General features: G+C 68.4%; 17 protein-coding genes. 7 read left to right on the plus strand and 10 right to left on the minus strand.

Annotated features, from left to right (window positions below; all coding sequences use genetic code 11):
* Positions 1-106: 106 nt before the first annotated feature.
* Positions 107-1,171: an endo-1,4-beta-xylanase gene (locus J1C47_RS10485; protein WP_207350717.1), complete on the minus strand. Its 1,065-nt coding sequence runs from the start codon at positions 1,169-1,171 to the stop codon at positions 107-109.
* A gap of 133 nt (positions 1,172-1,304) precedes the next feature.
* On the opposite strand from J1C47_RS10485, the gene J1C47_RS10490 reads away from it, so the two are divergent.
* A complete protein-coding gene (locus tag J1C47_RS10490; protein ID WP_245396487.1) occupies positions 1,305-2,618 on the plus strand; it encodes a lipopolysaccharide biosynthesis protein in 1,314 nt (437 codons plus the stop codon).
* Here J1C47_RS10490 and J1C47_RS10495 read toward each other — a convergent pair.
* The 3 genes from J1C47_RS10495 to J1C47_RS10505 form a co-directional block, all read right to left on the minus strand.
* Positions 2,590-3,468, minus strand: coding sequence for a DUF6492 family protein (locus J1C47_RS10495; protein ID WP_207350718.1), 879 nt, complete (start codon positions 3,466-3,468; stop codon positions 2,590-2,592). The two genes, J1C47_RS10490 and J1C47_RS10495, sit on opposite strands and share 29 nt — an antisense overlap.
* 77 nt (positions 3,469-3,545) lie before the next feature.
* Entirely contained in the window at positions 3,546-4,358 is an 813-nt protein-coding gene (locus J1C47_RS10500) for a WecB/TagA/CpsF family glycosyltransferase (RefSeq protein ID WP_245396488.1), read from the minus strand.
* On the minus strand, positions 4,358-5,596 hold the full coding sequence (locus J1C47_RS10505) for a glycosyltransferase family 4 protein (RefSeq protein ID WP_207350719.1): 1,239 nt from the start codon (positions 5,594-5,596) through the stop codon (positions 4,358-4,360). The genes J1C47_RS10500 and J1C47_RS10505 overlap by 1 nt, the downstream gene beginning before the upstream one ends.
* A 228-nt stretch (positions 5,597-5,824) precedes the next feature.
* Between J1C47_RS10505 and J1C47_RS10510 the strand changes: the two genes are divergently transcribed.
* A complete protein-coding gene (locus J1C47_RS10510; RefSeq protein ID WP_207350720.1) occupies positions 5,825-6,802 on the plus strand; it encodes a glycosyltransferase family 2 protein in 978 nt (325 codons plus the stop codon).
* Entirely contained in the window at positions 6,771-8,087 is a 1,317-nt protein-coding gene (locus J1C47_RS10515; RefSeq protein ID WP_207350721.1) for an O-antigen ligase family protein, read from the plus strand. Before J1C47_RS10510 ends, J1C47_RS10515 begins: the two co-directional genes overlap by 32 nt.
* Positions 8,088-8,275: 188 nt before the next feature.
* Here the strand turns inward: J1C47_RS10515 and J1C47_RS10520 are convergent, their stop codons facing one another.
* The gene (locus tag J1C47_RS10520; protein ID WP_207350722.1) at positions 8,276-9,457 is read right to left on the minus strand and encodes an acyltransferase family protein; all 1,182 of its coding nucleotides are present in this window, start codon (positions 9,455-9,457) and stop codon (positions 8,276-8,278) included.
* A gap of 251 nt (positions 9,458-9,708) precedes the next feature.
* Between J1C47_RS10520 and J1C47_RS10525 the strand changes: the two genes are divergently transcribed.
* From J1C47_RS10525 to J1C47_RS10540, 4 genes are all read left to right on the plus strand, one after another.
* Complete coding sequence (locus J1C47_RS10525; protein WP_207350723.1) at positions 9,709-10,161, plus strand: DUF2948 family protein; 453 nt, start codon at positions 9,709-9,711, stop codon at positions 10,159-10,161.
* Between the two features lie 88 nt (positions 10,162-10,249).
* Complete coding sequence (gene hisD / locus J1C47_RS10530) at positions 10,250-11,542, plus strand: histidinol dehydrogenase (RefSeq protein WP_207350724.1); 1,293 nt, start codon at positions 10,250-10,252, stop codon at positions 11,540-11,542.
* An 11-nt stretch (positions 11,543-11,553) separates the two neighbouring features.
* Positions 11,554-12,042, plus strand: a complete 489-nt coding sequence (locus J1C47_RS10535; RefSeq protein WP_207350725.1) for a UPF0262 family protein — start codon at positions 11,554-11,556, stop codon at positions 12,040-12,042.
* Positions 12,043-12,184: 142 nt separating this feature from the next.
* Positions 12,185-12,652, plus strand: coding sequence for an arsenate-mycothiol transferase ArsC (locus tag J1C47_RS10540; RefSeq protein ID WP_207350726.1), 468 nt, complete (start codon positions 12,185-12,187; stop codon positions 12,650-12,652).
* Positions 12,653-12,758: 106 nt separating this feature from the next.
* Here the strand turns inward: J1C47_RS10540 and yihA are convergent, their stop codons facing one another.
* The 5 genes from yihA to rpmH all read right to left on the minus strand — a co-directional run bounded on the left by yihA (position 12,759) and on the right by rpmH (position 16,512).
* A complete protein-coding gene (gene yihA, locus J1C47_RS10545) occupies positions 12,759-13,427 on the minus strand; it encodes a ribosome biogenesis GTP-binding protein YihA/YsxC (protein ID WP_207350727.1) in 669 nt (222 codons plus the stop codon).
* On the minus strand, positions 13,424-14,065 hold the full coding sequence (locus J1C47_RS10550) for a CatB-related O-acetyltransferase (RefSeq protein ID WP_425354555.1): 642 nt from the start codon (positions 14,063-14,065) through the stop codon (positions 13,424-13,426). Before J1C47_RS10550 ends, yihA begins: the two co-directional genes overlap by 4 nt.
* A 76-nt stretch (positions 14,066-14,141) precedes the next feature.
* Complete coding sequence (gene yidC, locus J1C47_RS10555) at positions 14,142-15,953, minus strand: membrane protein insertase YidC (protein ID WP_207350728.1); 1,812 nt, start codon at positions 15,951-15,953, stop codon at positions 14,142-14,144.
* The gene (gene rnpA, locus J1C47_RS10560; protein WP_342591962.1) at positions 15,953-16,357 is read right to left on the minus strand and encodes a ribonuclease P protein component; all 405 of its coding nucleotides are present in this window, start codon (positions 16,355-16,357) and stop codon (positions 15,953-15,955) included. The genes yidC and rnpA overlap by 1 nt, the downstream gene beginning before the upstream one ends.
* A gap of 20 nt (positions 16,358-16,377) precedes the next feature.
* On the minus strand, positions 16,378-16,512 hold the full coding sequence (gene rpmH / locus J1C47_RS10565; protein WP_207350729.1) for a 50S ribosomal protein L34: 135 nt from the start codon (positions 16,510-16,512) through the stop codon (positions 16,378-16,380).
* Positions 16,513-16,872: the final 360 nt, after the last annotated feature.

The raw sequence follows: 16,872 nt of genomic DNA on the forward strand, positions 1-16,872 counted from the left end.
GCAAAATCCGATGTTATGCTGAACAAATCCTTAATTTCGCGGCGCGGAGCGGCAATTTCTCGGGTCGCGGCAAACGCTTGCGGCCGGCGGCGCGCAAGCGGGCGTCTCAACTGACGAGCAGCCGCTTCTGCAGCATCTCGAACCAGGGTTTCGGCGACAGGTCGCGGTCGAAGGGCAGGGGGCGGCTGGCCATGCCGTCGGGGCGCGGCATGACCTCGTTGATCCAGCTGTAGCGGTCTGTCAGTCCCCAGCACACCAGGAGTTCGGGACGCTTGAAAGCGAACAGCGCGTCGAGGAAGCGCGACACGAGGGCGGCCGCCGTCTTGTCCTGCGACTGTGCGTCCGGCGGCGACTTGCAGTCGATGACGTCGAGTTCCGTCACCAGCAGCTTGACGCCGAGGGCGTCGAGGTCGCGGTGGAAGCGGTCGATCGCTTCGACGTCGATCACCTTGTCGGCGTAGAGATGCCCCTGCATGCCGACGGCGTCGATCCTGATGTTGGCGTCCTGCAGCTGACGGACGATCGACAGCACGATGGTCCGGCGCTCGTCGTAATGCGGGCCCTTGAATTCGAGGTCGTAGTCGTTCAGCGCCAGCTGCGCCTCGGGATCGGCGTTCGCCGCCGCCTTGAAGGCGATGGCGATGTGGCGCGGGCCGAGGGTGCGCAGCCAGTAGGTGTCGCGCAGCGAGCGGTTCTCGTAGAGCGGATCGTTGGCGACGACCTCGTTGACGACGTCCCAGCCGATCAGCTTGCCCTTGTAGCGGTCGCCGACCCGCTCGATGTGCTCGATAAGGACGCGTTCCGCCTCGGATGGGCTCTCGATCGCCTTCACCCAGTCCGGCGTCGCCCCCCACCAGACGTGGCAGGTGCCCCGGCTGGTCTTGCCGTTGGCCATGGCGAAGTCGACGACCCGGTCGGCCGGAGCGAAGTTCCACGTCGCCTCGGTCGGCCTCAGCAGATTGAACTTCAGCGCGTTCATCGGCATGACGAGGTCGCAGTGATCGACGAAGAGCTGGCGGTAGGCGGTCTGGCCGTTCATCAGCTCGTTCTGGATCGCCGCGCCGAAGGGCACCCGCGTTGCCGCCGCCAGGGCCGGGCGGATCGGCGCGGCCGCGACGGCGAGGCCGGCGCCCGCTGCCGCGAGGAATGAACGGCGCGTTAAGCCCGCCATGCTATCCGGGTGGGGGACAGTCGCCGCAACGGGCGGGACCGCCCGATCTCGATGCATGCCCGACAGCTTCGGGCGAGCGGAGATTTCGCCGGGTCTTCTCATCGCGCGAGGCCTTTTCTTTCGGGAAATCGACATGCTGCCGCGCTCATACTGGACGGAAAGACTTAAGGAGAATTTAGATCTCCTGCGCGACTACGCCTCGCTGCTCGCCGGTTCGGCGGGGCGGCTGGTCCTGTCGCTCGCCTATTTCGTCTCAGTCGCCAACGGCCTGTCGGTCGGCGACTTCGGCCTCTTTGCGACGGCCTCGGCGACCGGCATCGTGCTGTCGCGCATCGCCGGATTCGGCTTTGTCTCGCCGCTCTACCGCACGGCGACGCGCCGCCCGCGGCTCATCGGCACCTATACGGCGGGCTTTCTCGCCGCGCTGATCGTCTCCCTGCCGGTGGTGGCGGTCGCGGCCGTCGGCTTCTTCCTGTTCTTCTTCGAGGGCGAGATGGCGCCTGCGGCGTTTGCCGCGGTCATCGTCGCCGAGGTGCTGTGCTGGCGCTCGCTGGAAGTCGTCGTCATCGTCAACAACGGCATGGGACGATTCTTCACCGGAGCCGTCATCGTCGTCGCCGGCTCGGGGGTGCGGGCGCTCGCGGCGCTCGCCTTCGTCTCCTTCGGCGACGGCAGCCTGGTTTCCTGGGCGCTGTTCTATCTCGGCGCCAATGCCGCGGCGATGCTCGGCTGCCTCGCCTTCTGCTATCCGCGCCAGCGCCTGCGCTGGCGGCCGGATCTCTATCTCGGCCGCATGCGCGACAGTCTCGCGGTCGCCGGCGCGGAAATCGTCTTCTACCTGCAGTCGGAACTCGACAAGCTTCTGGTCCTGTCCTTCGGCGGCCCGCACACCGCCGGCATCTACGCCATCCTGATGCGGCTCATCGACCTGACTGCCCTGCCGGTGCGCTCGTTCAACACGATGATCGTGCAGAAGCTGATGAAGGCGCCGGGGCTTCTCGCCACCTGGCGCATCCGCTGGGGCATCGAGGCGGGCGTCGCCCTGGTCTCGGTCGCCGGCCTCGCCTTCCTCGGCGGCGTGCTGCACTTCTTCCCGCGGGCGCTCGGCGGCAACGTCGCCGATGCAGCGCCGCTCGTCCTGATCCCGCTTCTCGTTCCGGCCTTCCGCAATCTCGTGGAGTACGAGGGCGAACTGCTCTACGGCCGCGGCAAGACCGCGACGCGCGCGGCGATCATGGCGACGGTCGGCCTCGTCAAGGCGGGCCTTCTGATCGTGCTGCTCCGCCGCTTCGAGGACGAAAGCGCCTGGATCGCCGGGTTGAACGGGATCTTCCTGGTGCTGTGGCTGCTCTCGGCGGCGGCATGCTACACCGCGCTCGACCGGGGCGCGGCGCGGCGGCGGCCGGTGCGGGGAGGGTTCAGCGAAGTCCCGCAACCCGGCGAATGAGGCCGGGGTCCGTCGCGGTGAAGGACTGGATGCCGGCGGCGACGTGGCCGTCCTCGAGGCTGTCGACGAACCGCGTCAGCGTGTCGTGGTCCATCGGCGCGCCGGACCAGTACATGCGGCAGAGCGATTCGTGCATCGGCATGTATTCGTCCGGCAGGCCCTCGACCTCGTCGACGAAGCGGCCGTAGATCGTGCATTCCGACAGGAGGCGGGTGCCGGCGAGGGTGGCGAGCCAGCTGCGGCCGGAAACCGCGGCGATGCGTCTCACCATCGCCTTCACCGCGGCCGTGCGCCACGGAATGAGGGTCGCGACATAGCCGGTGTCGGTCGTCGCCGGCGCCTCGATGCCGAGGAACTCGCCGGCCTTCTTCGACCAGGCGCGGTGTTCGTCGCGATGCTCGGGCGAGACGCCGGCGATGGCGTCTTCCTGGCGGAAGAACAGCGTGCGGCCTTGCGGCGAGAGCGCCGAGACGTCGAACTCCCGGAGGAAGACGACGTCGGAATCGACCGACACCATCACCCTTTCGGACAGGCGGTCGGCGAGCGCGATCCGGCGCAGCTGCTGCACGTGCCAGCCGCGCAGCGGCAGGCCGAAGGGCGACAGCCAGATGCGGCGGCGGCCGAGCGTCGTCGGGTCGGGGAAGGGTCGCAGCCAGCCGGGCAGGATTTCCCGTTCGTCGACGATCTCGCGCTTCGGGCCGGCAAGCCGGCGGAACAGCGGGATGTCGGCGGCTTCGACGAGGATCAGGTGGCGGGTGTGGCCGGTGACCCGCGCGTCCATGCTTTCGCACAACAGGCGGCAGCGTTCGAAGTCGCCGCGATAGCTTGCGGTGGCGATGGCCGTCGGCACGTCGTCGTCTCTCCGGTTTTCATGCCCGGCACCATATCCGCTCGACGCGTCGCTGAGTGTATCGAAATGTCGCAGCATCACGGCCGGCCACGGCCGCCGGCGTGGCGCAGCCGGTCGAGCAGGACGTCCCGCAGGAAGACCGGGTTGCCGAAGACGTAGCGCCGGAACAGCCGCTTCGGCTCGAGGGCGAGCCGCCAGGCCCATTCGAGCCGCAGCCTGCGCACCGTCTTCGGCGCCCGCGCGACATTGCCGGCGAGAAAGTCGAACAGCGCGCCGACGGCGACGAAGACCGTGCCGTGCCGTGCGTCGAGATGGCGGGCGATGAAGAGCTCCTGGGCAGGGACGCCCATCCCGACGAGGACGATGTCGGGCTTCAGCGCCTGCAGCCGGGAAAGGACGCCGGCGAGGCCCGTCGTGCCGAAATAGCCGTCGGCGACGACGATCACCTCGTGCTGCGGCACCACCTGCCGGAGATTGTCCGCCGCGCGCCGCGCGACGCCGGGCGCAGCCCCGACCAGCGCGATCCGCCGCGGCGCGGCGAGGGCGGCGGCGAGGCGCGGCACGAAGTCGGTGCCGTTGAGGTTTTCCGTGAAGGGGGCGCCGTGGAGGATCTGCGCGGCGATGTCGACGCCGATGCCGTCCGGCAGCAGCAGGAAGGTCGACAGTGCAGCCCGATAGTCGCGGTCGCGGCGGGCGACGTTGACGCAGTGGGCGTTGACGAAGCCGAGCCTGAGCACCTGGCGGCGATCGAGGGCCGCCTCGACCCGCGCGATGGCGTCGCAGCCCGCGATGTCCGCGAGGGCGAGGCCGGCGATCGGCATGCGGCGGATCGCCTGGGGGGCGCCGGCTGCCGCGGTCGGAAGATCGAGCGAAGCGGTTTCCATCAGCATCAGATACGCTCCGGCTCGGCGGCCGTTCTCCCGGGACGCGGGAAACCGCGGAAACTGGTTAAGGCGGGCTTTCGGCAGGCGGCTTCGAGCAGGCCGAGCCCGCGGGCGATGCCGGCGTCGAGCGCCGCCCGCTGGTCGGCGGCAAAGCGCGTACCGTCGAGGCGAAGGCCGGTGCCGGCGCGTTCGGCGGCGACGAGGTCGCCGATCGCCGCGGCGAAGGCCGCCGGATCGTCGGCGACCCGCACGTTCGCCGGCAGGACGCCGATGCCGCGCAGCGCCGCGGGCGTCGCGACCGCGGGCATGCCTTCCTCGAAGGTCTCGATCGTCTTCAGCTGCACGCCCGTCCCGCCGCGAGTCGCGAGCGCCATGACCCGCGACGACCGGACGAAGGCCTGGGCGTCGTCGACGCGGCCGAGGAAGCGGACATTGGCGGGAAGCCCTGCCGGGGCCTTGTCGATGCGCCCGGCGATCGCGACGGAGAGGTCCGGCGCGAGGCGGGGCACGACGTGCTCGAGAAACCAGTCGAGGCCGACGCGGTTGGGTGCCCAGCTCCAGGTGCCGATGAGCCCGACGTCATGGGTGCGGGTGCCCCGATCGTCCGGCCGCGCGCCGCGTCCGATCGACAGCGCCAGCGTCACGCAGCGCGGATCGCGGGAAAGCCCGAGGCCGGCGCGGTCGTCGTCGCTGAGCGTATGGACGACGGCAGCCTTGCTGCAGATCTCCGCTTCCCGTCGCTTCAGGATCCGCGCCTCGCGAGAATAGAGCAGGCGGTTCACTGGATCGCCGGCATTCGCGGCGTTTTCGAGCGCCGAGCGATGTTCGACATTGTGGGCGACGAAGATCGACGGGCGTTGGTCGAGGAGAAACGGATAGGCGATCGGCATCTGCACGGAATTGACGACGAAGCCGTCGACCGGACCTGCTGCGTCGAGGCGCTCGAGGAGCCCCTTGCGGGAATGGCGGGCGATCTTCTCGGCCGAGACGGTCCGGCCGGAGGCGAGGGCGCCGAGGAGCCAGGCGGCCTTCTGGCGCCGCGTCGCGCCGGCGTTTTCGAGGACGATGCTGCCGAGGTCGATCTCGCCGTCACCCGGCGGCGGCGCGTCCTTTCGGCGGAATCCGGCCAGCGTCAGGCTCACGCCTTGGCGCCGATAGGCCTCGACGATCGCCGCATTGGCGATCTCGAAGCCGGTCGTCGCGCGGCCCCCCGGAAGGAGCGAGGATAGGAACAGGAGGTGCATACGCCTCGGCCCGATTGCCGCTGGATGGACGATGCATAATCCGCGCAGGTTTCGATCCGCCTAACTTCCGTCGCGGAATTTGCGGCATCCGCACATGCTGACGGCCGGCGGAAGGCGTCGTTGCGCGCCGCTTTCACCCCTCAAGCGATTTTTGCACGATCGGGCGAGACTTTCTTCACCAGGATCGGCCTAGGATCGGCGCGAGACGAACGGCCGGAAGTTTCGAGGATGTCGCAGACGATCACCGTTGAGTGCGTTTCGCCGGGACTTTCGGCCGAGGCGATCGGCACGGTCGTGACCCTGCCGACCTTCCGGCGGCCGGAGCACCTCCTGTCGACGCTCTACAGCCTCGCCGCACAGGAAGGCGCGCCGCCTTTCGCCGTCGTGGTGATGGAGAACGACGCCGAGGGCCGGGCCGGCCTCGAAGCCGCGCGATCGATGTTTGAGAAGGGAGGCATCGCCGGCCTCGTCATCGTCGCGCACGAGCGCGGCAACTGCTCTGCCTACAATGCCGGCTGGACGACGGCGCTCGAGCACTTTCCGGCGATGCGCGACCTCCTCGTCATCGACGACGACGAGATCGCCGCACCCGACTGGGTGGCGCGCATGCTCGCGACGGCGGAGACGCTCGGGGTCGACGTCGTCGGTGCGCCGCAGGTGCCGCGCTTCGAGCCGGGGGCCCGCAGCCGCTACGAGAGGCATCCGGTCTTCGTGCCCCACTACGCCGCGACGGGGCGGGTGCCGATCCTCTATTCGTCGGGCAACGTGCTGATCCGCCGGCGCGTGCTCGAGGCGATGGGCGCGCCCTTCCTCGACACCGCCTTCAATTTCATCGGCGGCGGCGACGCCGACTTCTATTCCCGCTGCCGCGAGCGCGGCTTCACCTTCGGCTGGTGCGCCGAGGCGCCGGTCTTCGAGACGGTGCCAGCACGCCGCACCGAATTTTCCTGGCTGAACGCCCGCGGGCTTCGCAACGGCGCCATCTCGGCGATCATCGAGCGGCGTCGCGGCGGCCGGCAGGGCACGCCGCGCCGCCTCGCCAAGAGCCTCGGCCTTCTCGCCGCCTCGCCCTGGCGCTCGCTGCGCCTCGCCCTCGGCACCGGCTCGGCGACGATCGGTCTCTATCACTGCCAGGTCGCCGTCGGGCGGCTCCTCGCCGAATTCGGACGGGTCAATGAGCAATACCGCCAGGCTGAACGAAACTGACGCCGCGCCGGAGTTTCCGGCCCTCGACGTCGTCGCGATCGCCGGCTTCCTCCTCGCCGCCGCGGTGCTGACGGCCGTCCTCGTCACCTTCACGCCCTTCGCCGTCACCTTCGACGGCAACCAGAACGCCGGCGACCTCGCCAACCAGCTCGGCTATTCCGGCCTCGCCGCCGTCGTCTTCGCCGGCCACCTCGTTTTGTCGGACCGGCGTGTCCTCCTCTCGCTGCTGCGCCCGACATGGCTGTTGATGGCGGCCTGGCTCTTCGCCAGCGCGCTCTGGGCGGCGAGCCCCGACAATGCCGTGCGCTCGGCGCTGTTCACGCTGCTCGCCATGGCGTCGGTGACCGGCGTCTATGCCTTTCCGAAGGACGGGGCGTCGTTCCGCCGGGTGCTCGCCGTCGCCGCGCTCGCCGTTCTGGGCCTGTCCTATTTCGGCATCGTGGCGCTGCCGCATCTGGCGATCCACGACGCCTCGGGCTCCGAGCCCGAACATGCGGGCCTGTGGCGCGGCATCTATTCGCACAAGAACGTTGCCGGCGCGGTGATCGGCTCGCTGTTCTTCTTCGGGGTCTATCTGATCCGCATGAAGATGGTGTGGGTCGGCCTTCTGATTGCCGGCCTCGCCCTCAACTTCGTGCTCCACACCGGCTCGAAGACCGCGACGGGGCTGCTGCCGCTCGTCACCTTCATCGTCATCTTCGGGCGGCTCGTCGGCGGGCGGACGCTCCTGGCGATCGGCGTCTTCCTCGCCGTTCTCGTCATGGCGCTCCTGACCCTCGGCACGATCTTCTCGCCGGCGCTCGACGCCGTCGTGCAGTGGGCGGCGCCGGGCACCACCTATACCGGCCGCATGGACCTGTGGCGCTTCGCCGTCGAGGTCTGGCACGGCCACGAATGGACCGGCTTCGGCCTCAACGGTTTCTGGCAGTCCAACGTCGTCGCCGGCACCGAGAAGAACTTCGAACTGTCCTGGGATCCGCGCGGCAGCCCGAACGCCCACAACGGCTATCTCGACATCGCGATCTCGATGGGGCTTCCCGGCCTCTTCATCGCGGTCGTCATGCTCGTCGTGCTGCCGCTCGTCGACTACGTGCGGATCGGCCGTGACCCGGAGAGCACCCGGCTCGGCGACAGCCTGCTGATGATCCTGTTCTACCTCCTGCTGAACTCGTTCCTCGAAAGCTTCCTGTTCGAGCGCGCCAATCCGATCTGGATGATGGTCTGGTTCGCCGTGGTGGGGCTGCGGCTGCTCGCCCGGCACCGCGTCGAACCGCTCGGCGGCTGACGGCCGGCCCCCCGGGCCCTGACACCGACCCCGACTACCGACCCCGACCACCGACAATCGACAGCGACACCGAATTCCGGCCAAGGGTTCTGGAAGGCAGCGCGCCCCGGCGGCAGGAGAAGCCACGATCGGGAACGCCGCGGGCAGGAACTTTCGACCGCCCATATTCTCTGGCGGGCGTGTCGGTCTCAGGCCGCGGCCACCGTCCGGTCGGCCGCCGCGGCGGATTGGCGCTTTGCCATGAAGCGCCGGCCGAGCGCCATGCCGGGGGTCTCGACGAAGCGATAGGTGACGGCGCTGAAGAAGATCGTCGCGGCGATCATGGCGACGAGCAGCAGCGAGCCCATCCATCCGGGCGTTGCGATCAGTTCGCGGTCGAAGGCGGCTTCGACGAACATGTTCCGCCCGACGAGCCTGCCCGCCACCGAGGCGGCGTTGTGGAAGCGGTCGATCACGAAGGCATGGGTCATGTAGATCGAATAGGAGATCGTGCCGAGGAAGGCGATCGGGCGCGAGGTGAGGGCGCGGCTGATCGCGCCGCCCTCATGGGCGAAGACGTAGAGGGCGAGGCCGAAGACCAGGGGCGCCGCCACGGTGAGCACGGTTCCGCCGAGTTCCGAGACGAAGACGAAGACGAGCAGGACGGCGGCGATCTCGGTCAGCGTCCAACTCGCCGGATAGCGCTTCGCCTTCGCCCTCTCCGGCTCGTGCCAGACCGCCCGCCGCAGCAAGACGCCGATGGCGAAGCCCACCAAACACCGCAGCCATCCGAGATCCGACGAGACGTCCATGTGGCCTTTGACCGCGGCAATGACCGGCAGGGCGAGAAGGACGACGAGGCCGCAGAGCGGCAGCATCAGCCGCGGCACCGTCACCACCACGAGGGCGAAGCAGGCATAGGCGACGAGTTCGGCGGAGATCGACCAGCTCGGATAGTTCCAGGTCAGCGTGTCGAGAAGGCCGAGCGACTGCAGCATCAGGAGGTTGACGACGAGCGCCTCGATCGACGTGCCGCCATGGAAGGCCTCGCCCGGCCCCTTGGCGACGAAGATCGCGCATTCGACCGCGACGTAGAGCGCCAGCATGAAGAGATGCAGCGGGTAGACCCGGAACAGCCGGGAGAGGAGAAACCGGCCGGCGGCCTTCGTCTCCTTGAGCCGGTCGAAGAAGGCGTGGGCGATCACGAAGCCGGACAGGACGAAGAAGAAGTCGACGAAGAGGAAGGCGTTGCGGACGAACGGGCTGTGCTCGGCAAAGCCGGTGACCGGCGCATGAAAGCACACGACGAGGAGGGCACAGATCCCCCGCCAGCCGTCGAGCGCCCCAAAGCGCGTGCCCTCGGCGGGGACTGCGGCGCGGCCTTCGATCATCAAAGCTCGGTTCCCTGGCACCTGCGACAGCGGGCGACGCCTGCCCGCAGAAGCTGTCTTAACCCGGCGGACGGTAAGGAAACGCTAACGCCGGTGTGACTCGCGGCCGGCATCGCCTCGCGCGCCGCATCGGCTCCCGGCGCGGCTTCCTTGCAGGCCGCCCGCCGCAGCCTAAGTGTCCCGCCCGGTGCGAGGCACCAGAGTGACACGTGGTGCGACACCCACCCCCCGAAGCGAGGTTCCCCGTCAGCATGGACCAATTGCGCCTGCTCGCCGTCGATGCCGAGGATCTCGCGATCGTCTCGGCGCATTGCCAGGACGCCGTCGTGCGCGTTGAGGAGCTGATCTACCGGCCGGGGGAGAGACGGTTCGTCGTCGAGATGAACCGCTTCGTCTGGGAGAAACTGGTTCCGCCGAAGCGCTTCTCGCTGTTCAGCCGCCCGAATTACGAGCGCCGGCGCGCGGTGCTGCATTTCGACCGGGTGACGGCCGCCTCGCGCTTCGGCTTCGACCGTCTCGCCCCGGACGACGTGCTGGTGCTTCTGGCGGTCCGCTTCGCCGAGGCCGACGCGCCCTCGGGGACCGTCGAACTTGTTTTCGCAGGCGGCTCCGCGATAAGGCTGGAGGTCGAAGTGGTGGAAGCCCAGCTCGCCGACGTCGGCGGCGCCTGGGCGACGATGGCGCGGCCGAACCATCGCGCCTGAGGCACCGGGCGCGCCGGGATGCGGCGGCAATGCCTCGCGCGCCGACCGGGCCGCGCGGCGGCGACAGAACGAGAAGGAATGGTCGAGAGTGCCCTGGCGCCTTGCTTCGACGGACGAAGACTTTGAAGACCGCTTTGCGACGCTGCTCGGCGCCAAGCGCGAGCAGGCGGCCGACGTCGACGCGGCGGTGCGCGCGATCATCGACAGCGTCCGCGCCGAGGGCGACGCGGCGCTCCTCGCTCTGACCCGCAGGTTCGACCAGCTTGAACTGACGCCGGCGACGATGCGGGTGACCGAGGCCGAGATCGAGGCGGCCTACGAGGCGACCTCGCCGGATACGCTCGAGGCCCTGAACCTCGCCCACCGGCGGATCGCCGCCCATCATCGCCGCCAGCTCCCCGCCGACGACCGCTATACCGACGCGATCGGGGTCGAACTCGGCAGCCGCTGGACCGCCGTCGAATCCGTCGGGCTCTACGTTCCGGGCGGCTCGGCGAGCTATCCCTCCTCGGTGCTGATGAACGCCGTGCCGGCGAAGGTCGCAGGGGTCGAACGCATCGCCATGGTGGTGCCGGCGATGCGCGGCGCTCTCAATCCGCTGGTGCTTGCCGCCGCGAAGATCGCCGGGGTCTCCGAGATCTACCGCATCGGCGGCGCCCAGGCCGTCGCCGCGCTCGCCTACGGCACGCAGACCATCGCCCCCGTCGCCAAGATCGTCGGGCCGGGCAACGCCTTCGTCGCCGCCGCCAAGCGCCAGGTCTTCGGCCATGTCGGCATCGACATGATCGCCGGGCCGTCGGAGGTGCTGGTGATCGCCGACGGCGACAACGATCCGGACTGGATCGCCGCCGACCTCCTCGCCCAGGCCGAGCACGACACGGCGGCCCAGTCGATCCTGATCACCGACGACTTGGCCTTCGCCGACCGCGTCGAGACGGCGGTGGAGCGCCAGCTTTCCACCCTCTCGCGCGCCGAGACGGCGGCAGCCAGCTGGCGCGATCACGGTGCGATCATCGTCGTCGAGGCGCTCTCCGACGCCGCGCCGCTCTCCGATCGGATCGCGCCGGAACATCTCGAACTCGCGGTGGCCGACCCCGAGGCGCTGTTCGCGACGCTCCGCAACGCAGGCGCCGTCTTCCTCGGCCGCCATACGCCGGAGGTGATCGGCGACTATGTCGGGGGCTCCAACCACGTGCTTCCCACCGCCCGCTCGGCGCGGTTCTCCTCCGGGTTGTCGGTGCTCGACTTCGTCAAGCGCACCTCGGTGCTGAAGCTTTCCGCCGGGCAGCTGCGCGAGCTGGGGCCCGCGGCGATCGAGCTCGCGCGGGTCGAGGGGCTGGACGCCCATGGCCGGTCCGTCGCCATCCGGCTCAATCTGTGAGGGACGGCGCGATGGGGGAGGAAAACGCGACGACGAGCGGCCGGCTGATCGACGTCGAACTCGACGAGACGATCGGCCGTGCGACGCCCGACGTCGAGCACGAGCGCAACGTCGCGATCTTCGATCTGGTGGAGGAGAACGTCTTCAACCCGGTCGGCGCGCCGGAGGGGGCGAAGTTCAAGCTGAAGCTCTCGCTGCTCGACAAGCGCCTCGTCTTCGACATTCGTGACGAGACTGGCCAGACGTTGGTCACCCACATCCTGTCGCTGACGCCGTTTCGCAAGGTGATCCGCGACTACTTCATGATCTGCGACAGCTATTACGAGGCGATCCGTTCGGCGACGCCGCAGCAGATCGAGGCGATCGACATGGGCCGGCGCGGCATCCACAACGACGGCTCGCAGACGCTGATGGAGCGGCTGAAGGGCAAGATCGACGTCGATCTCGACACGGCGCGCCGGCTGTTCACGCTGATCTGCGTCCTCAACTGGCGGAGCTGACGGTCGTGGCGGCCCTCGCGCGCCCCGTCTGTCTGGAGCCGGTCCGGCGGCGGATGGCGCGCGTTCTTTCCGCCCCGCGAGGAGGGGCCGCTTTCGGCGGCGTCGCCGGTCCGTCCCTGGGGGTCGCCGCGTGAGCGCCGGCATGGCCGACGGCGCCGGAAAGGGCGGCGACGCCTCTGGCGGCCCGCCGGCGAAGGTGTCGTCCGTCCTGTTCCTCTGCGGCATGAACGCCATCCGCTCTCCGATCGCCGAAGCGCTGGCGCGATCCGTCCTGCCGCAGACGGTCTATATTGCCTCGGCCGGCGTGCGCCAGGGACGGCGCGACCCCTTCGTCGACGCCGTGCTTGCCGAACGCGGGCTTTCCCTCGGCGACCGCCAGCCGCAGCGCTTCGAGGATCTCGAGGACGGCTATTTCGACCTGATCGTCACCATGGCGCCGGAGGCCCATCACGCCGCCCTCGACGCCACCGGCACCGCGTCGGTGGAGGTGGAGTTCTGGCCGATGCCGGACCCTTCCGTCGTCACCGGCTCCCGCGAGCAGATCCTCGAGGCCTATCGCGACGTCTTGAAGCGGATCGAGCAGCGGATCGAGCGGCGCTTCGGGCGCTGACGTCTTTTTGCGGGATGAAATGAGCTTCGCTCATCCTCCCGCTCCATCCTCCTGTTTCCGCATGATCTTTCTCGGAAAGCCGCTTCCGGCTTTTCGGGATCATGCTCTATTCGGCAAGGCGGAGGACCGCGACACGCAGCTCGTCGATGCCGCCGCCTTTTTCCGACGACGTCGCGACGAGCTCCGGAAAGGCTGCGGGGCGCCTGCGGATGCGCTCCAGCGTCGCGGCGACGAGCGCCTCAACCGCCGGCGGCTTGATCTTGTCGGTCTTGGTCAGGACGATCTGGTAGGAGACCGCCGCCTTGTCGAGCAGCGCCATCACCTCCTCGTCATTCGCCTTGATGCCGTGGCGGGCGTCGATCAGCAGGAACACCCGCTTCAGGCTGGCCCTGCCGCGCAGATAGTCGAAGACGAGGGCCGTCCAGGCGTCGACCTGCGCCTTCGGGGCCTTGGCGTAGCCGTAGCCCGGCATGTCGACGAGGGCGATCGGCGGCAGGCCGGCCGCCGGATCGCCGTAGCCGTCGGGAACGAAGAAGTTCAGCTCCTGCGTCCGGCCCGGCGTGTTGGAGGTGCGGGCGAGGCCCTTCTGGCCGAGCAGGGCGTTGATCAGCGACGATTTGCCGACGTTGGAGCGCCCGGCGAAGGCGATCTCGGGCGGCCCCTCCGGCGGCAGGAACTTCAGCGCCGGAACGCCGCGCACGAACACCCACGGCTTGGCGAAGAAGCGCCGGTCGGCCTCGCTTGCGGGTGTGCCGGGAGAATGTCCGTCGCTCATGACGCAGCTTCCAGTGTGGCGATGTCGGCACCGCGGATCAGATCGAGATGGCGGGTGATCTTGTCGGCCGGCCAATTCCACCATGCGAGGGCGAGGAGCCGGGCGACCGTCGCCTCGTCGAAGCGCATGCGGATCACCCTCGCCGGATTGCCGCCGACGATCGCATAGGGCGGAACGTCCGAAACAAGGGTCGAGCGTGCCGCGACGATCGCCCCGTCGCCGATGGTCACACCCGGCATGACGAGGCTTTCCATGCCGAGCCAGACGTCGTTGCCGACCACCGTGTCGCCGCGGCTCTGGCCGGTCCAGCTCGAGATGTCGAAGCCCTTCTCCCAGCCGTTTGCGAAGATGTTGAAGGGATAGGTCGAAAAGCCGCCCATGGCGTGGTTCGCGCCGTTCATGACGAAGCGCGTGCCGGCGGCGATGGCGACGAAGCGGCCGATGATCAGCCTGTCGCCGTAAAAGTCGAAATGATGCAGGACGTTGCGCTCCTCGAAGCGCTCGGCGCCGTCCGGATCGTCGTAATAGCTGTAGTCGCCGACGAGAATGTTCGGCCGGGTGACGACGTTCTTCAGGAAGACGGCGCGGGGATGGCCGGGCAGGGGATAGAGCGTTTCCGGCGAGGGGCCATGCATCATGCGGCTCCTTTCCTGCGAAAAAGGGCCGGCAGTCTGCCGGCCCGCGACGGGGCGATGCGGCGGGCTGGAGCCGCGATCAGCCTTCCGACGGTTTTTCCCGTCGTCGGAACGTGTTCCTGAGGTTGTCCCACAGCTCGATCTTGGCGCCGTTGCGCTTCATGATCACCGACTGCTGGATGATCGACAGGGTGTTGTTCCAGCTCCAGTAGATCACCAGCCCGGCCGGGAAGGCGGCGAGCATGAAGGTGAAGATCACCGGCATCCAGGTGAAGATCATCTGCTGCGTCGGGTCCGGCGGCGTCGGGTTGAGCCGCATCTGGATGAACATCGTGATGCCCATGACGATCGGCCAGACGCCGATCATCAGCATGTGCGGCAGGGTGATCGGGATCAGGCCGAACAGGTTGAACACCGAGGTCGGGTCCGGCGCCGCGAGATCCTGGATCCAGCCGAAGAACGGCGCATGGCGCATCTCGATCGTGACGTAGAGCACCTTGTAGAGGGCGAAGAACACCGGAATCTGGATCAGCATCGGCCAGCAGCCGGCCGCCGGATTGATCTTCTCCTCCTTGTAGATGCGCATCATCTCCTGCTGCTGCTTCTGTTTGTCGTCCTTGAAGCGTTCGCGCAGCTCCGTGATCTTCGGCTGCATGGTCTTCATCCGCGCCATCGACTTGTAGGACTTGTTGGCGAGCGGGAAGAAGAACAGCTTGAGGATGACGGTGACGATCATGATCGCCACGCCGAAGTTGCCGACGAGCGTGTAGAAGAAGTCGAGGGCGTGGAACATCGGCCGGGTGATGAAATAGAACCAGCCCCAGTCGATCAGCTGGCCGAACTGCTTAATGCCGAGGGACTCTTCGTAGCCGTCGATGATGTCGACCACCTTGGCGCCCGCGAAGCTGCGGGTGGTGGTCGTCGCACTGCTTCCCGGCGCGATGTCGATCGGATCGGAGACGAATTCCGTCTGGTAGTGCGGCCGCTGGCCGGTCATGTAGAGGAACTGGCTGTCGAAGGGCCGCGAACCCTCCGGAATCAGCGTCGTCGCCCAGTATTTGTCGGTGATGCCGAGCCAGCCGCCGTTGGCCTTCGGTTCGGCGTCCTTCTTGTCCTCCTCGATCGCCGAATACTTGACCTCCTTGAGGCCTTCGTCGCCGAAGACGCCGAGCAGGCCCTCGAAGAGCACGTAGGTCGAGGCGACCTCGGGCTTGGAATAGCGGGTGACGCGGCCGTAGGGCTTCACCGTGACCGGCGAGGAACCGGTGTTCTCGATCGTGTCCTTGACCGTGAACATGAAGTTGTCGTCGACGGCGATCGTCCGGTCGACGGTCATGCCGTCGACGGTCGCGGTCAGGGTGACGGGCGTTCCGGGCGTCAGCTTGGCGCCTTCCGGCGCCTGCCACTGGGTAGAGGCGCCGACGACCGGCCCCTTGCCGGGGACGATCAGCCCGGTCTCGACGAAATAGGCGTTGGGCAGCTGTTCGGGCGAGAGCAGAACGATGGTCGGCGAGGAGTCGTCGACGGTCTCGTGGTAGTTCTTCAGCCTGAGGTCGTCGATGCGGGCGCCGGCAAGGTTGATCGAGCCGGTCAGCTGGGGCGTGTCGATCGGCACCCGCTGGCCGCTGGCGAGCACCGCCTGCCGGTCTTCCGACATCGGCAGCTGCGGGCTGGAGATGACGCTCTCGCGCCCCGAGGGCGCCGCGGTCTCGGCCTGCTGGGTGCCGGCGGGCGTCTGCGGGGTCTGCAGCGATCCTTTCGGCTGGGCGTCGGTCGTCTCGGCCTGCTGGCGCTGGGCGTCCATGCGCGGACTGACGACGAAATATTGCCAGCCGACCAGGACCGCGATGGAAAGCGCCATGGCGATCAGGAAGTTGCGGTTGTTTTCCATCAATCAGACCTCGATCGGCGCTCGGCCCGGCCTTCGCCGCCTGGCGCCGTCTTCTCGTTCGGCCCGGCCATTCGGGCAAAGCGTCGCCGCAGTTCCTGCGACAGGGTGTCGAACGGCGCCGTGAGGACGTCGCGGCGCGCGACGATCACATAATCGATGCCGGGCACCATGTCAGCCTCGGCGGACAGGCGGATCGCTTCGCGCAGGCGCCGGCGGATCCGGTTGCGCTCGACGGCATTGCCGACCTTGCGGGTCACCGTCAGGCCGAAGCGCGGACGACCGCCGTCGTCTCGCCGAAGCGCCTCGACGAAGAAAAACGGGCCGTTCAGCCGACGGCCCTTGCGCGCGGCGAGGAATTCCGCGCGTTTCGTCAGTCTGCCCGGAGCCGTGGCGGCCGGTCTCACGCCCGCCGGGGCATCGGGGGTCAGGCCGACAGCCGCTTGCGGCCGCGCGCCCGGCGGGCGGCGATCACCTTGCGGCCGCCCTTGGTCGCCATGCGGGCGCGAAAACCGTGGCGGCGTTTGCGGACGAGCCGCGAGGGCTGGTAGGTACGCTTCATGGTCAAATCCCGCGCGGGTCGAGGACGCGGGCCCTTCAATCGTGTATGATCCGGAAAACCGGTGCGGCCATCCGAGCGCAGACTATCGTCGCGCGGAGCGCCGCCCGCTCGCTGGGCGCTTATAGGAAGGGGCGGGCGGAAAAGTCAATTCCCGACTTCGCCCGCGGACCACGGCGAAGCGCAAGTCTCTGCCGGCGTTGCGGACCCCGACTCCCCGGGATCGGCAAGCAGAGAGCGGAGAAACGAGCGCCGCCGGCCGCGCCTCACGGAGATGGCGGTGCGAATGCTAATGCTTGTGGGGCTGCCGCCGGTTCGATACACGTCAAGCACAGTGCGGAAATAAATTTCGCGGCATCGACC

This window comes from Jiella sonneratiae (assembly GCF_017353515.1).
GTDB classification, from domain to species: Bacteria; Pseudomonadota; Alphaproteobacteria; order Rhizobiales; family Rhizobiaceae; genus Jiella; species Jiella sonneratiae.

Bases quoted from the DNA above. Each gene is read 5' to 3' on its own strand.
- J1C47_RS10535 (WP_207350725.1), top strand. From the start codon at position 11,554: ATGGGGGAGGAAAACGCGACGACGAGCGGCCGGCTGATCGACGTCGAA.
- J1C47_RS10505 (WP_207350719.1), bottom strand. From the start codon at position 5,596: ATGCACCTCCTGTTCCTATCCTCGCTCCTTCCGGGGGGCCGCGCGACG.
- J1C47_RS10525 (WP_207350723.1), top strand. From the start codon at position 9,709: ATGGACCAATTGCGCCTGCTCGCCGTCGATGCCGAGGATCTCGCGATC.
- J1C47_RS10500 (WP_245396488.1), bottom strand. From the start codon at position 4,358: ATGCTGATGGAAACCGCTTCGCTCGATCTTCCGACCGCGGCAGCCGGC.
- J1C47_RS10540 (WP_207350726.1), top strand. From the start codon at position 12,185: ATGGCCGACGGCGCCGGAAAGGGCGGCGACGCCTCTGGCGGCCCGCCG.
- J1C47_RS10490 (WP_245396487.1), top strand. From the start codon at position 1,305: ATGCTGCCGCGCTCATACTGGACGGAAAGACTTAAGGAGAATTTAGAT.
- J1C47_RS10510 (WP_207350720.1), top strand. From the start codon at position 5,825: ATGTCGCAGACGATCACCGTTGAGTGCGTTTCGCCGGGACTTTCGGCC.
- J1C47_RS10485 (WP_207350717.1), bottom strand. From the start codon at position 1,171: ATGGCGGGCTTAACGCGCCGTTCATTCCTCGCGGCAGCGGGCGCCGGC.
- J1C47_RS10515 (WP_207350721.1), top strand. From the start codon at position 6,771: ATGAGCAATACCGCCAGGCTGAACGAAACTGACGCCGCGCCGGAGTTT.
- yidC (WP_207350728.1), bottom strand. From the start codon at position 15,953: ATGGAAAACAACCGCAACTTCCTGATCGCCATGGCGCTTTCCATCGCG.
- J1C47_RS10520 (WP_207350722.1), bottom strand. From the start codon at position 9,457: ATGATCGAAGGCCGCGCCGCAGTCCCCGCCGAGGGCACGCGCTTTGGG.
- rpmH (WP_207350729.1), bottom strand. From the start codon at position 16,512: ATGAAGCGTACCTACCAGCCCTCGCGGCTCGTCCGCAAACGCCGCCAC.
- J1C47_RS10550 (WP_425354555.1), bottom strand. From the start codon at position 14,065: ATGATGCATGGCCCCTCGCCGGAAACGCTCTATCCCCTGCCCGGCCAT.
- yihA (WP_207350727.1), bottom strand. From the start codon at position 13,427: ATGAGCGACGGACATTCTCCCGGCACACCCGCAAGCGAGGCCGACCGG.